This is a genomic window from Rathayibacter sp. VKM Ac-2927, from assembly GCF_022815525.1.
GTDB classification, from domain to species: Bacteria; Actinomycetota; Actinomycetes; order Actinomycetales; family Microbacteriaceae; genus Rathayibacter; species Rathayibacter festucae.
Map to the genome: position 1 here is coordinate 75856 of NZ_JALGRT010000006.1, position 14229 is coordinate 90084.

Genomic DNA, 14229 nt, shown 5'->3' on the forward strand with positions numbered 1-14229 from the left:
GTCGTCAACCCAGGAGGAGGGACACGGCGATGAGCACGGGCACCGCCGTGACGGTGGTCACCAGGGCCGTGTCGCGCGCTACGGCGACGCCGCGGTCGTAGCGGGAGGCGAAGTTGAAGATGTTCTGCGCGGTCGGCAGCGCCGCCGTCACGGTCACCGCGAAGAGGTGCTCCGCGTCGAGCGCGAAGGCGAAGCGGCCGAGCAGATAGGCGGTCGCGGGCATCACCAGCGTCTTGAGCAGCGAGGCGACGGCGACCTCGATCCGCCCGGGCCCCGGCTCCAGCGGCCGCTGCCCGCGCAGCGACATCCCGAACGCCATCAGCACGAGCGGGATCGACGCGTTGCCGATGATCGAGAACGGCTCGAGCAGCGGTGCCGGCAGCTGCACCCCGGTGACGGAGACGACCAGGCCGAGCGCCGAGGCGATGATCATCGGGTTCCGCAGCGGCTGGGTGAGAATGCCCGTGACGGAGGCGCGCCCGCTCGTCGAGACGTCGAGCACGGTGAGGATCGTCGGCGCGAGCAGCAGCAGCTGGAGGAGCAGCGTCGGCGCGACCCACTGCGGATCGCCGAGCACGTAGATCGCGACCGGCAGGCCGATGTTGTTGGCGTTCACGTAGGAGGAGGCAGCGGTGCCGATCACCGTCTCCGGCACGGGCCGGCGGAAGAACAGCCGCGACGCGACCAGATAGAGGACCGCCACGATCGCGACCGTGATCAGCGACACCAGGAGGAAGGAGGAGAACAGCACCGTCACGTCGGCGCGGGCGAGCACCGTGAACAGCAGCGCCGGCGTCGTGACGAAGAAGGCGATGCGGGTGAGGACGGCGCGACCCTCGGGCGGCACCAGGCCGAACCGGGCGATCAGGTAGCCGACCGCGATGACCGTCCCGATGATCGCGAACCCGGTGAGCACTCCCTCCACGGCGTCCTCCGTCTCGTCGGCGGAGCCGGGCGGCTCGCGGGCTGGGATCGTCGGCGCGGGTCGGCGCACCGCGTCCAGCCTAGGAGGCGCCGCCCGTTGCCCCGTCGCGAGGCCGGGCCTACGGTGGGCGCATGCCGCATCTCGAGGTCCCCGGAGCGACCCTGCACTGGGAGGCGGACGGCCCCGCCTCCGCCCCCGCCCTCCTGCTCGTGCACGCGGGCATCACCGATCTGCGGATGTGGGACCCGGTCGTCCCCGCGCTCGCGGAGGACCACCTGGTCATCCGCTACGACACCCGCGGCTTCGGCGAGACCCGGACGGACGACGTCGAGTTCGACCCGCGGCAGGACGCCCTCGACGTGCTCGAGCACCTCGGCGTCGAGCGCGCGACGGTGATCGGCTGCTCCCGCGGCGGCTCGCTCGTCCTCGACCTGACGCTCGAGCACCCCGACCGCGTCACCGGCCTGGTGCTGATCGCCCCCGGCGTCGGCGGCTTCCCCTACCCGGACCTCACCGAGGAGGAGGACCGCCGCTTCGACGAGATCGACGCGGTGCTGACCGCTGGCGACCACGAGCGCGTCGCGCGGATGGAGGCGGAGCTGTGGGCGTTCGGCCCCGACCGCGACCCCGCCTCGCTCGATCCCGCGTTCGTCGAGACCGTGCGCGAACTCGCCCGCGGCCGCGCCGGCCACGAGGGCGAGAAGCCGCGGCCGACCGCGATCGAGCCGCCCGCCTACGACCGCGTCGTCGACATCGCCGTGCCCACGCTGGCGATGGTCGGCGCGCACGACGTCTCCGAGTCGCTCCCCGTGCACGCCTTCCTCTCGGCGACCGTGCCGGGCGCCGACGCCCACGTCTTCGACGACGCGGCCCACCTCCCCAGCGTCGAGCGACCCGAGGAGTTCCTCGCGGTCCTCCGCCCCTGGCTGGCGTCCCACGGCCTCTGACGCGAGCCGCGACGGCGGACGCGCCCACGACGGCGCACACTCATGCTGGTCGAGCAGCCCCGCAGGGGCGTATCGAGACCCGCCGACTTCAGCACGCCGGCTCTGCAGACTCGACGTCCGACGCTGGTGGATCTCGATACGCCCGCTGCGCGAGCTACTCGATCAGCATGGACGGGCCCACCGCGGCGGAGAAGCGTGAACATCCCCGCACACCTGCTGGTTGCGCAGCGCGCAGGGAACGGGCGCGCCAGCGCGCAATGTGGTCGCGGAGCGCGCAGGGAACGGGCGCGCCAGCGCGCAATGTGGTCGCGGAGCGCGCAGGGAACGGGCGCGCCAGCGCGCCATCATGCTGGTCGAGTAGCGCGCAGCGCGTATCGAGACCCCGCGTTCCGCAGGAGGGTGGATCTCGATGCGCCCGCTGTGCGGGCTACTCGATCAGCACGGTGGGCCGGGACTACGCGACGTCGGCGAGGTCGAACGCCCAGTCGGCGTAGAGGACGGGCGGGTCGCCGGCCTCCACGACGTCGACGCGGTCGAAGCCGGCCTCGACGCAGATCGCGCTGTCCTCGGCGTCGTCCGCGGGGACGTACGCGTGCACGAAGCGCGGCAGAGGGAACGCCGCGGCCTCCTCGAGGAGCAGGCGCACCGAGCGCGCCACGACACCGCGATCACGAGCAGCGGGAGCGATGCTCCAGCCCGTCTCGTAGGCGAGCGCGCCACGCGAGTGGCCGTACCAATAGCCGATGGAGCCGACGCAGTGCCCGTCGAGCTCGATCGCGTAGAAGAACCCGCTCCCCTCGGCCCAACCGCGCAGGTAGCGGTCGTGCCGGTCGAGGAACTCGTCTTCCGTCTCGAGACGCTCTCCGGACTCCGCGAGATCGCTGCGGAGTGCGGTGACGTCCGCCTGCGGCCAGGGCAGGAGGCGGAGGGTCTCGGAGTGCTGATCGATGCTGACTGTTCTGTGGTCGCTTCCGGGTTCGGGTCCCGTCACGCGATCCGATCCTTCCTCTTGAAGGTGGACCGACGCCCTGCCGCTCCGCCAGGTGTTCGGAGTCGCAGGTCGATCGGATGGCCGCCGGGTGTGTGCAGCCGAGATGTCCGCCCTATCTTCGACCCCTTGGAGGAGCCTTGGCAGGAACCTTGCGAATCTAGCCCCGGACGGGGGGTGCTACCTGCGAAAAGGCTGGTCGCGGCCTGATATCGCGCGCCGATTCCCCCGTCGATCCGCGCAGAGAGGGCCGTTTCGGCGGAGTCGTGCGCCGTGATCGCCGACCTCGCGGATTCGCTCCGGGCCCACGCAAGAAAAGCGCGCGCCGCGGCCCATACGCTCGGGGATGGGCCGGATCCGGCCCGAACCACCCGGTTATACGAGCGTGAGGAGGATCACCATGTCGCAATTCGTGCAGAGCACCGTCGTCGGAGAACCCGAGGTCGTCGAGGACCGCATCGAGACCTCCGGCGCCTGGCTCCGCCTCAAGGCCGCGGCCACCGCACTGCAGCCGCTTCAGGCGCAGGACGGCTCGCTGGCCGACCCGGACCGCCTGGACGACGCCCGCGCCGAGATCGACCGCCTCGTCGACGCGATCCGCACTCTCGCGCCCGCCTTCCCGCACGACGCCGCCTACCTCGAGGCGCTCGTCGTCGACTTCGAGCGCTGGAGCGCCGAGGGCCTCGGCGTCCCGGACTTCCTCGACTCGCTGCAGGCGTTCCAGCCGCAGCTCGACCGGATCGACGGACTGCGCCACCTGGTCGTCTTCCCGATGCTCACGCAGAACGGCAGCCGCGACCGCCACGTCGAGGCGGTGCTCGTCGAGGTCGTCTGGCCGCGCTTCGTCGCCGAGCTCGAGGCGGGGGACTACTCGAACGCGCTGTTCGTGCCCGTGCGCTTCGTCGACTTCACCGCCGGCTACGACACCGACAGCGCCGTGCTCTTCCCCGAGACCGTCGCGATGCGCGCCGTCCCCGCCTTCACCTGGGGCGCGATCTTCGCCGACCGCGAGGCCGCGCGCTTCCGCCGCGTCGTCTCCGCCGCCGCGGAGATCACGCGGCTCGAGCTGCCGGAGGACGCCCGCCGGATGCTCGAGGACCAGCACACCGCGGAGGAGGCCTTCGTGATGTGGGACCTCATCCACGACCGCACTCACATGCGCGGCGACCTGCCGTTCGACCCGTTCATGATCAAGCAGCGGATGCCGTTCTTCCTCTACTCCCTCGAGGAGCTGCGCTGCGATCTGACCGCCTTCCGCGAGTCCGTCGCGATCGAGCGGCGCCTGGCCGGCCAGGAGCACCGCGACGGCGAGGAGGAGGCGCTCGCGGCGCGGGCGCGCACGGTCCAGTACGCCATCCTCTTCGACCGGCTGTTCCGCTTCCCGCTGACCGGCTCGCGGGTGCGCAACTACGACGGGCTCGGCGGCCAGCTGCTCTTCGCCTGGCTGCACCAGCACGGCGTGCTGCACTGGACCGACACCCGGCTCGCCTTCGAGTGGGACAGCGTCGCGGACGTCGTCGTCGCGCTCTCGGACGCCATCGACGAGCTCTACTGGCGCTCGATCGACCGGCCGAAGACCGCGCACTGGCTCGCCGCCTACGCGCTGGTCGCGGCGACCGTGACGCCGCACCCCGCCTCCGCCTGGGCGCGCGGGCTGCCGGACGAGGTGCTCCTCGGCGCTCCGCGCGGGCTGACCGACGCGGTGCTGGACGACGAGTTCCCGCTCTCGATGTTCTACGAGGCCCTCGGCAAGAAGATGGGCGACGTGATCGCGTCGACCGCGGGCATCACCGGGCGCGACTGACCGCGCGGGCGGGCCGCGCAGCGGGCACCTTCATGCTGATCGAGTAGCCCGCGCAGCGGGCGTATCGAGATCCACCGTCCCCAGCACGCCGGGTCTCGATACGCCACCTCCGGCTGCTATTCGACCAGCATGGGGACGTGCACGACCGATACGAATGGAGCGTCATGCGGCGACTCGCGCGGCGGCCTGCCCGACCGTCGTCGGTTAGCGTGGGGCGCATGCCTCCTGGCGCCGTCGCTGCCGACCCCTTCGATGCGGGCTGGACTCGGCGAGCGCCGACCCGTTCCGCCTACGTCCGCGACGCCGTCGCCGCCGGCGTCCTGCTGGTGGCGACCCTCGTCTCCGTCGCCCTCTACGCCTCGGCGGGCTTCACGGACGCCGCGCACCCCGCCGTGAGCACGCTCTGGGCGCTCGCGATGACCCTCCCGCTCGCCCTCCGCAGGCGCTTCCCGTCGACCGTGGCGGTCGCGCTCACCGCTGTCTACGCGCTCGGGCTGATCCTCCAGGTGCCGGAGTCGCTGTTCAACCAGATCTGCCTCTACCTCGCCCTCTACACGGTCGGCGCGTGGAGCCGCGACCGGCGCCTGGCGCTCGTCGTGCGCACGGTCATCGCCGTCGGCATGCTGGGCTGGCTGATCGTCACCCTCGCCACCGGCGCCCCCGTGAGCAGCCCGCTCCCGGCGGAGGAGTCGGCCGGGCTGCTCCCGCCCTACGTCGCGGAGTCGGCGCTGGCCGTCGTCGCGAACCTGCTCTACTTCGGCAGCGCCTACGTCTTCGGCGACGCGTCCTGGCAGTCGGCGCGGCGGCTCGAGGCGCTCGAGGCGCGCACCGCCGAGCTCGACGACGAGCGGGAGCGCTCCTCGCGCCAGGCGGTGTCGTCCGAGCGGCTGCGCATCGCCCGCGAGCTGCACGACGTCGTCGCCCACCACGTCAGCGTGATGGGCGTGCAGGCGGGCGCTGCTCGGCGGGTGCTCGCGCGCGATCCGGAGCGGGCGGCCACGGCGCTCAGCGCGATCGAGAGCGATGCGCGCTCGGCGATCGAGGAGCTGCACCGCATCCTGATCGCCCTCCGCGCTGAGGACACGGCCCTCGACCCGCTCACCGACGCCGCCTCGACCAGGGGGGTCGCGCAGCTCGAGGAGCTCGTCCTCGCCGCGGCCGGCTCCGGTCTGCCCGCCGTGTTCCTCACCGTCGGCGAACCCCGGGACATCCCGGCGACGGTCGGTCTCAGCCTCTACCGGATCGCGCAGGAGTCGCTCACCAATGTGCGCAAGCACGCCGGCCGCGGCGCCACCGCCGAGGTGCGGCTGCGCTACCTCGACGACGCGGTCGAGCTCGAGGTCTCCGACGACGGCGGCGAGGGCGCGCATCCCGTCGCCGCGACGTCCTGCGGGCTCGGGCACACCGGCATGAGCGAGCGCGCCGCGGCCGTCGGCGGCACGGTCGAGACCGGCCCGAGCGGCTCCGGCTACCTGGTGCGTGCCCGCGTCCCTCTGACGAGCGTCCGCGCGGGGTCCGGAGAGCCGGTAGCGTCGTCCGAGGTGTCGTGGGGGCGCCGGGAGCGAGCGAGCGGGGGGCGCGCATGACGGCCGATGTCCGGGTGCTGCTGGTCGACGACCAGGAGCTCGTCCGCGCCGGCTTCCGCACCATCCTCGAGTCCGAGCCCGGGATCGTCGTCGTCGGCGAGGCCCGCACCGGGATCGAGGCGATCGAGCGGGCCTCCGACCTGTGCCCGGACGTCATCTGCATGGACGTGCAGATGCCCGGGATGGACGGCCTGGCCGCTACCCGCGAGATCGTCAAGGATCCGCGGCTGTGCTCCAGCGTCCTCATCCTGACCACCTTCGACCGCGACGACTACCTCTTCGAGGCGCTGTCCTCCGGCGCGAGCGGCTTCCTGCTGAAGAACGCGTCGCCGGAGGAGCTGGTCGAGGCCGTGCAGGTCGTGGCCCGCGGCGACGCGATGCTCGCACCCGACGTGACGCGCCGCGTGCTCGAGCGCTTCGCGACGGCGCCGGCCCGCGCCGAGGTCCACCCCGGCATCGAGGAGCTCACCGACCGCGAGCGCGAGGTGCTCGTGCACCTGGCCCGCGGCTCGTCCAACGCCGAGATCGCCGCCGAGCTCTACGTCGGCGAGGCCACCGTGAAGACCCACGTGTCCAAGATCCTGATGAAGCTGCGCGTCCGCGACCGCATCCAGGCCGTCGTCTTCGCCTACGAGCACGGGATCGCGGTGCCGGGGCGGTCCTGACCGTTCCGGTCCGCGCGCCGGCCCGATCGCGCCCGTCACCGGGCGCTCGTGCCCGTTCGGGCGTCAGCGCCGAGGCTGGGCCGGAGCCGGACGTGGCGGGATTCGACGGACGAACTCCATGCGGATGTCGGGGACGATCTTCCTGTCGAGCACGACGGTCATGTAGCGGCCGTCGACCCGGGCGCCGATGGCGACCACGTCGGGGTCGGTGTCGACGCGGTAGCCGCGCAGCGCCTCGCCGTCGACGACGACCGGGACGCCGCGCACGACGTCCTCGTCGCGCAGGGCGGCGGCGACGACCGGCATGCCGCCGCGGCGGGTGCGGACGCGGCCGGGGAAGGTGTTCCTCAGCACGTCGCCCATGTGCGCGGCGAGGCGCGACTCGAGCGGGCGGCTGCGCTCGGCGGGGATCGGCACGGAGGTGCGCACCGCCTCCCACAGCACGGGGTAGCGCATCCGCGTGACCTGATCGACCATCCACGGCGGGAGGTGGTCGTTCTCGGCGCGCTCGATCGCGCGCTTCTGCTCGGGGGTGAGCGGGACGTGGTTGACCGGGTCGGCGCGGTTGCGCGGATTCTTGAAGAACGAGTAGGAGAGGGAGATCTCGACGAAGCGTCCGAGCGCCATGGTCTGCGCCGCCGCGAACTCCTCGAGGCGGGGCTGCGGGGCGAACGCGAGGACGGGGTCGCCGAAGCGTGCCGCGATCTCGTCCACCCCGGGAGGGGCGGGCATGTCGCGGACCGCCCCCGAAGTGTCCATGCGCATAGGACAAGAGTGGCCTGCCTCCCACGCGATACCAACTTCTTGACGGCAATCGGCTTTCAGGGGATGGTCCGTTCACATGCCGGAAACACAGGGAGCGGCGGCGCCCGCCACCAGGATCGATCCGCGGCGGGCTGCGAGGATGGGGGGATGAGCGCTCTGCACGATCCCGACCTCCGCGGCTTCGCCTCCGACAACTACTCCGGCGTGCACGAGGAGGTGCTCGCCGCGATCGCCGCGGCGAACGGCGCCCACCAGGTCGCCTACGGCGAGGACGTCTACACCGCGGAGCTGCAGCGCGTCTTCCGCCGCGAGTTCGGCGAGCAGGCCGAGGCCTTCCCCGTCTTCAACGGAACCGGGGCGAACGTGACCGGTCTGCAGTCGATGCTGCCCCGCTGGGGGGCGGTCGTCTCGGCCGGAACCGCGCACATCAACTCGGACGAGGGCGGGGCCCCCGAGAAGGTCGGCGGGATCAAGATCCTCACCGTCGAGAGCCCCGACGGCAAGCTCACGCCCGCGCTCGTGGACGAGCAGGCCTGGGGCTTCGGCGACGAGCACCGCGCCCAGCCGCTGGTCGTCTCGATCACGCAGTCGACCGAGCTCGGCACGGTCTACACGCCGGAGGAGGTCCGCGCGCTGGCCGACCAGGCCCACGAACGGGGGATGCGGCTCCACATGGACGGAGCGCGGATCGCGAACGCCGGAGCGGCCCTCGGGCTGCCCCTGCGCGCCTTCACCAGCGACGCCGGAGTCGACGTCCTGTCCTTCGGCGGCACCAAGAACGGCATGCTGCTCGGCGAGGCGATCGTCGTGCTCGACCCCGAGGCGTCCAGCGGGCTGACGTTCCTCCGCAAGACCAACATGCAGCTGTCCTCGAAGATGCGCTTCCTCTCGGCGCAGCTGCTCGCGATGCTCGGCGAGGACGGCGAGGCGGAGCCGCTCTGGCTGCGCTCGGCGCGGCACGCGAACGCGATGGCGGCGCGGCTGCGCTCGCAGCTGGACGAGGCCGTGGCCGCCGGGCGGATCACCGGGCTCGCCTTCACCCAGCCGACGCAGGCGAACGCGGTGTTCGCGACCCTGCCGGCGGGGGTCGCGGACCGGCTGCGCGCCGCCTACCGCTTCTACGACTGGAACCCGGCGACCGGCGAGGTGCGCTGGGTCTGCTCGTTCGACACGAGCGAGGACGACATCGACGCGTTCACGGCGGCGATCGAGCGCGAGCTGGCCGCGTGAGGGCGCGCGCCGTCGGGACCGGGGCGGCGCTGCTCGTCGCGGCCGCCCTGCTCGCGGGCTGCACGGCGGCCGAGCCGGAGGCGAGCGGGACGGCGTCCGCGACGGCCTCTGCGACTCCTCCTGCCTCCACGTCCGCGTCGCCGACCCCGAGCCGCTCCTCCGCCGCCCGGCTCGACTGCGACGCCCTGCTGCCGGTCGCACGCGCGTCGAGCGCCCTCGGGGTCGCGGCCGGCTCGCTCGAGGGCACGCGGGACGAGACGGTGCGCTCCTCGGCCGAGCTGATCCGCGAGTCGGCGCAGGAGAACGGCGGGCTGCTGACCTGCGCCTGGTACGAGGAGGACGGCACGGCGTCGATCACCGCCTCGGCCGCCGAGGACGCCGCGGACGCGTTCGCCGCGGCCGGTCTCTCCGGGGGAACGCGACTCGCGACCGACGTCGAGGCCTACAGCGCCTGCTCGGTCGAGATCTGCTCCGTCGATCTGCTCACCGGCTCGACCTGGGTGACGCTCGCGCTGACCGGCTCGCCGGCCGACGCCGACCTCGCGGCCCTCGCCACGGCGACCGCCGCGGCGGCCGGCGGTCGGCTCGACGAGCCGGTGACCGCGACCGCACCCGCCTGCGCCGAGGTGCTGACCGGCGAGCAGCTGGCCGCGACGGCCGGGCTCGTGGACGCGACCCCGGGGAGCGGGACCGAGGGCGTCGCGCCGTCGACCGCCTCCGGAGCGGCCGCCGCCCGCGCGGGCTACGCCTCGTGCACCTGGACCGACGCGACCAGCAGCAGCTACGCAGGCCTGAGTGTCGACGTGCTGCCGTACGGCGAGGACGGCTGGCGCAATCTGTCCCTGACGACGGGGCTCGCCGTCACCCTGACTCCGCTCGACGGCCTCGGCGACCGCGCGCTCTCGGGCTGCGGCGGCGGCTCGTGCGAGGTCGACGTGCTGGCCGACGACACGTGGTGGCGCGTGCTCGTCACGGGCGACGCGGCCCGCGCCGAGGCCGTGGCGCGCGCGGTCATCGCCGGCTGATCCCCCGCCGCGAGATGCCACTTGTGCACGCGTTCCACGGCGTGTCGCGTGCACAAGTGGCATCTTGCGGGAGGGAGGGGACGGTCAGCCGCGCCAGTACTCGTAGTGCGAGGACTCGCGGCAGCCGAGGGACGCGTAGAGGCGGCGGGCGGCGGCGTTGTCGGCGAGCACCTGGATCCACAGGCGGTCGACGCCTCGGGCGGCGGCCTGCTCGAGCAGGGCGCGGAGGACCGTGGCGGCGTGGCCGCGGCGGCGCGCGTCCGGGCGCGTGGCCAGCGCGAAGAGACCGCACCAGGATTCGCCGTCCTCGGCGGTCGCCCAGGAGAGCCGGCCGCAGGCGGCGGGGCCGCTCCCGTCCCGCAGCAGGGCGTAGGCCGAGTCGCAGCCCGCGAGGATCCGCTCGGCGATCCCGCGCTCGGCGTCGCCGCCGCGGCCGTCGACCGACCACCAGAGCGACAGCCACTCCTCACCGGGCGCCTCCGTCGTCTCGACTTGCTCTGCGTCCTCCGGGGCGGCGGGACCGAGCGCGGCGAGCGCCTCCGCCACGGAGCCGGTGAGGACGAGGGTGCGCTCGTGCCCGGCGTAGCCGCGGCGGGCGAGCCGCTCGGGCAGGTCGGCGGGGAGCGTCGCGGGGCCGAGCTGGAAGAGCGGCGGGATCGCCTGCTCGCGCGCGAACTCCTCCGCTGCGGTGATCGCCTGGTCCACGTCCTCGACGGGACCGGAGGTGAGCACCGAGTTGGCGCGCTTCGTGACGCCGCCGGCCGCGCGCAGCCGCCAGCCGCCGAGCGCGCGGCGCTCGAGGGGCGGCCAGGCGTCGGCGGCGAGTCGGTCGAGGAGTCGCGGGTCCATCCGTCCACGCTAGCGGCGGCCCCGAGCCGGGCTCGTCGAGACGCGATACGGCTCGGGACGGGATCTCCGGCTCGCAGGATCCACGCGATCGGGCGAGCCGAGGCGGATCCTGCGAGCCGGAGCAGGTGCGGCCGCGAGCCGGGGCGCGCGGTGCAGGTTGTGCGGGGAGCTACATGTTGATCATGTGGCCCTTGAGGCCGTGGAAGCCCTCCTGGAGCGCCTCCGACAGCGTCGGGTGGGTGTGCACGTTGCGAGCCAGCTCGGTCGCGGTGAGGTCCCACTTCTGCGCGAGCGTGAGCTCGGGGAGCAGCTCGGACACGTCCGGGCCGATCATGTGGGCGCCGAGGAGCTCGCCGTACTGCTTGCTCGCGATGAGCTTGACGAAGCCGGTCGGCTCGCCGAGGCCGTGCGCCTTGCCGTTGGCCATGAACGGGAAGGTCGAGACGGTGATCTCGTGGCCCTCGTCCGTCGCCTGCTTCTCGGTGAGTCCGAAGGAGGCGATCTGCGGCTGGCAGAACGTGGCGCGCGGCATCATCCGGTAGTCGCCGAGGGTCTGGGTCTCGGCCCCGGCGATGGTCTCGGCGGCGACGACGCCCTGCGCCTCCGCGACGTGCGCGAGCTGCAGCTTGGCGGTGACGTCGCCGATCGCGTAGATGTGCGGGACGTTGGTGCGCATGTACTCGTCGATGCCGATGGCGCCGCGCTCGGTGACCTCGACGCCCGTCTTCTCGAGGCCGAAGCCCTCGACGCGGGGGACCCAGCCGATCGACATGAGGACCTTGTCGACCTCGAGGGTCGACTGCGTGCCGTCCTTGCCGGTGTAGGTGACGGTGACGTAGCCGTCCTTGTCGACGACCGACTCGACCTTGGTCGAGGTGAGGATCTCGACGCCGAGCTTCTTGTACTGCTTCTGGATCTCCTTGGAGACGTCCGGGTCCTCGTTGGGGAGGGCGCGGTCCATGAACTCGATGATCGTCACGTCGACGCCGTAGTTCTTCAGGACGTAGGCGAACTCCATGCCGATCGCGCCGGCGCCCACGATGGCCATCGTGTCGGGCAGCTCGCGGGTCATGATCTGGGTCTCGTAGGTGACGACGTTCTCGGAGAGCTCGACGCCGGGGAGGAGGCGGACGCTCGCGCCGGTCGCGATGATCGCGTCGTCGAAGGTCAGCGACTCGGAGCCGCCCTTGGTGAGCTGCACGTCGAGGCCCTGCGGGCCGGTGAAGGAGCCGGTGCCGTCGAACTCGGTGATCTTGTTCTTCTTCATCAGGAAGTGGACGCCCTTGGTGCGTCCGTCCGCAACGGTGCGGCTGCGGTCGAAGGCCACGCCGAAGTCGAAGGAGACGTCGCCCGAGATGCCGAACTGCTTCGCCTGCGCGTGGAAGATGTGGGCGAGCTCCGCGTTGCGCAGCAGCGCCTTGGAGGGGATGCAGCCCACGTTGAGGCAGACACCGCCCCAGTACTTCTTCTCGACGATGGCGACGGACTTGCCGAGCTGGGCGGCACGGATCGCGGCCACGTATCCACCGGGGCCTGCCCCCAGGACGACGACGTCGAAGTGCTGGGCCATGGATGATCCTCCATCAGAGTGGTGAGTTGTCGCGCGCGGGGAAGCACGCCGCTCTCCAGGGTACCGTTCCGCACCGACAGGACCCCGTGCTCCTCCGTGGGCGAACGGCCGGTCGGCGCGACGAGCGGGAATGCCGGCGGAGCTCCTGCGGTTGGGTCCCTCGGGCGACGAGGCCCGCCCTGTTCAGCCATCTCCGGAGAGAAGCACCCCATGACCGACACCGCCACCCGCACCGCCTCGACCAGCGCCCCGATCCTGGACGTCCTCGCCGAGCGCTGGAGCCCCCGCTCCTACGACGCCTCCGCGGCGATCGCGGACGAGACGCTGACCGCGCTGCTCGAGGCCGCCCGCTGGTCCCCCTCGGCCGGCAACTCGCAGCCGTCGCGCTTCATCGTCGCGCGCCGCGGCACTCCGGAGTTCGACAGCATCGTCGGCACCCTCGTCGGCTTCAACGCCGCCTGGGCCGGCTCGGCCGCCGCGCTGATCGTCGCGCTCGCCGAGACGGTCGACGAGAAGGGCGAGGCGCGCCCGTGGGCCGTCTACGACCTCGGCCAGGCCGTCGCCCACCTCAGCGTGCAGGCGCACCACGAGGGGCTGCACGTGCACCAGATGGCCGGCTTCGACAAGGACGGGATCCGCACGGCGTTCGGCGTCGACGCGCGCTTCGACCCGGTGACCGTCGCCGCCGTGGGCGTGCTCGCCAGCCCCGACGCGCTCGAGAACGACGTGCTCCGCGAGCGCGAGACCGCTCCCCGCACGCGCCTGCCGCTCGAGGAGCTCGTGCTCGTCCAGGCGTAGTCCGCTCCCCCGAGGCCCCGTCGGCCGCCGCTGCGCGGTGCCGGCGGGGCCTTCGTCATGCAAGGGGCGCTTGTGTTACTCCGCGTTTCATCACGGAATCGGATGAGTCGGCGCTCGTCCGTACGATCGGACGGTCCGCCCGCCCGCCCCGCCTCGGAGCCCTCATGACCGGAACCCCCGCCCGCACGAGCCTGGCCTTCGACGCCGCGCTCGGCCAGTCGGCGTTCCCGGTGCGCTTCGACGGGGTCGGCCGCACCTTCGCCCCGGGCGCCCCCGTGCTCGCCGACGTCTCGCTCGACGTGCGCGCCGGCGAGGTGATCGCGATCCTCGGCCCGAGCGGCTGCGGCAAGTCGACGCTGCTGCGGATCGCCGCCGGCCTGGACACGGCGAGCGCCGGAACGGTGCTGATCGACGGGTCGTCGGTCTCCGGCATCGATCCGCGCTGCGCGGTCGCGTTCCAGGAGCCGCGGCTGCTGCCCTGGCGCTCCCTCGCGGCGAACGTGGCGCTCGGGCTCCCGCGCGGCACCTCGCGCGAGGCCGGCCGCACCGCCGTCGACGAGCTGCTCTCGCTCGTCGGCCTGACCGCACACGCCGGCTCCCGGCCGCGCGAGGTGTCCGGCGGGATGGCGCAGCGCGCCTCGCTCGCCCGCGCGCTCGCCCGCAACCCGGGCGTGCTGCTGCTGGACGAGCCGTTCGGCGCGCTCGACGCGCTGACCCGCCTGCGGATGCAGGACCTGCTGCTCGAGGTGCACGCGGCCGCCCCCGCGACGATCCTGCTCGTCACCCACGACGTGGACGAGGCGCTCCAGCTGGCCGACCGCATCGTGCTGCTCGGCCGCGACGAGCCGGGCGGCGTCTCGCGCATCCGGCAGATCATGACGGTCCCCGGTGCGCGGCCCCGCGACCGCGGGTCCGCCGAGCTCGCCGAGCGGCGGGTCGAGCTGCTCGAGGGGCTCGGGATCGAGCGGCACTAGGCCGCTGCGCCCCTCCTTCCTCTCCTCCCCAGGCGCCGATCCCGCCCTCCGTCCACGGATCCCACCGCTCGCGGACATCCCGTCCGTCCGCTCCCGCACACTC

The 14229-nt window shown here is 72.9% G+C and carries 13 protein-coding genes; 8 read left to right on the plus strand and 5 right to left on the minus strand.

Annotated elements, in window-relative coordinates; translation table 11 throughout:
* Window positions 1-4: 4 nt before the first annotated feature.
* Window positions 5-925, minus strand: coding sequence for an AEC family transporter (locus MT353_RS16880; protein WP_123736312.1), 921 nt, complete (start codon window positions 923-925; stop codon window positions 5-7).
* A 131-nt stretch (window positions 926-1056) separates the two neighbouring features.
* Here MT353_RS16880 and MT353_RS16885 point away from each other — a divergent pair, with 131 nt between their 5' ends.
* The gene (locus MT353_RS16885) at window positions 1057-1872 is read left to right on the plus strand and encodes an alpha/beta fold hydrolase (protein ID WP_123736238.1); all 816 of its coding nucleotides are present in this window, start codon (window positions 1057-1059) and stop codon (window positions 1870-1872) included.
* A 454-nt stretch (window positions 1873-2326) separates the two neighbouring features.
* Here the strand turns inward: MT353_RS16885 and MT353_RS16890 are convergent, their stop codons facing one another.
* Window positions 2327-2863 carry a GNAT family N-acetyltransferase gene (locus MT353_RS16890; RefSeq protein WP_159421751.1) on the minus strand — a complete coding sequence of 179 codons (537 nt, stop codon included), beginning with the start codon at window positions 2861-2863 and terminating at the stop codon, window positions 2327-2329.
* Between the two features lie 397 nt (window positions 2864-3260).
* Between MT353_RS16890 and MT353_RS16895 the strand changes: the two genes are divergently transcribed.
* From MT353_RS16895 to MT353_RS16905, 3 genes are all read left to right on the plus strand, one after another.
* Window positions 3261-4664, plus strand: a complete 1404-nt coding sequence (locus MT353_RS16895; protein ID WP_243599350.1) for a DUF6421 family protein — start codon at window positions 3261-3263, stop codon at window positions 4662-4664.
* A gap of 218 nt (window positions 4665-4882) precedes the next feature.
* Window positions 4883-6250 (plus strand): sensor histidine kinase, encoded by a 1368-nt coding sequence (locus MT353_RS16900; RefSeq protein WP_123736232.1) that lies wholly within the window; start codon window positions 4883-4885, stop codon window positions 6248-6250.
* On the plus strand, window positions 6247-6915 hold the full coding sequence (locus MT353_RS16905) for a response regulator transcription factor (protein WP_123706238.1): 669 nt from the start codon (window positions 6247-6249) through the stop codon (window positions 6913-6915). The genes MT353_RS16900 and MT353_RS16905 overlap by 4 nt, the downstream gene beginning before the upstream one ends.
* Before the next feature lie 63 nt (window positions 6916-6978).
* Here the strand turns inward: MT353_RS16905 and MT353_RS16910 are convergent, their stop codons facing one another.
* On the minus strand, window positions 6979-7674 hold the full coding sequence (locus MT353_RS16910) for a hypothetical protein (RefSeq protein WP_127887847.1): 696 nt from the start codon (window positions 7672-7674) through the stop codon (window positions 6979-6981).
* Window positions 7675-7827: 153 nt separating this feature from the next.
* On the opposite strand from MT353_RS16910, the gene MT353_RS16915 reads away from it, so the two are divergent.
* Both MT353_RS16915 and MT353_RS16920 read left to right on the plus strand, forming a co-directional pair.
* Window positions 7828-8910 (plus strand): low specificity L-threonine aldolase, encoded by a 1083-nt coding sequence (locus tag MT353_RS16915; protein WP_123706031.1) that lies wholly within the window; start codon window positions 7828-7830, stop codon window positions 8908-8910.
* Window positions 8907-9935, plus strand: coding sequence for a hypothetical protein (locus MT353_RS16920; RefSeq protein ID WP_243625385.1), 1029 nt, complete (start codon window positions 8907-8909; stop codon window positions 9933-9935). Before MT353_RS16915 ends, MT353_RS16920 begins: the two co-directional genes overlap by 4 nt.
* Before the next feature lie 84 nt (window positions 9936-10019).
* Here MT353_RS16920 and MT353_RS16925 read toward each other — a convergent pair whose 3' ends face one another.
* Both MT353_RS16925 and lpdA read right to left on the minus strand, forming a co-directional pair.
* On the minus strand, window positions 10020-10784 hold the full coding sequence (locus MT353_RS16925; RefSeq protein ID WP_243625386.1) for a GNAT family N-acetyltransferase: 765 nt from the start codon (window positions 10782-10784) through the stop codon (window positions 10020-10022).
* 169 nt (window positions 10785-10953) lie between these two features.
* Window positions 10954-12354: a dihydrolipoyl dehydrogenase gene (gene lpdA, locus MT353_RS16930; RefSeq protein ID WP_123706034.1), complete on the minus strand. Its 1401-nt coding sequence runs from the start codon at window positions 12352-12354 to the stop codon at window positions 10954-10956.
* Window positions 12355-12564: 210 nt separating this feature from the next.
* Here lpdA and MT353_RS16935 point away from each other — a divergent pair, with 210 nt between their 5' ends.
* Together MT353_RS16935 and MT353_RS16940 are read left to right on the plus strand one after the other, a co-directional pair.
* Window positions 12565-13152 carry a nitroreductase family protein gene (locus tag MT353_RS16935; RefSeq protein WP_123447154.1) on the plus strand — a complete coding sequence of 196 codons (588 nt, stop codon included), beginning with the start codon at window positions 12565-12567 and terminating at the stop codon, window positions 13150-13152.
* A 164-nt stretch (window positions 13153-13316) separates the two neighbouring features.
* Window positions 13317-14126, plus strand: coding sequence for an ABC transporter ATP-binding protein (locus tag MT353_RS16940; RefSeq protein ID WP_123447155.1), 810 nt, complete (start codon window positions 13317-13319; stop codon window positions 14124-14126).
* Window positions 14127-14229: the final 103 nt, after the last annotated feature.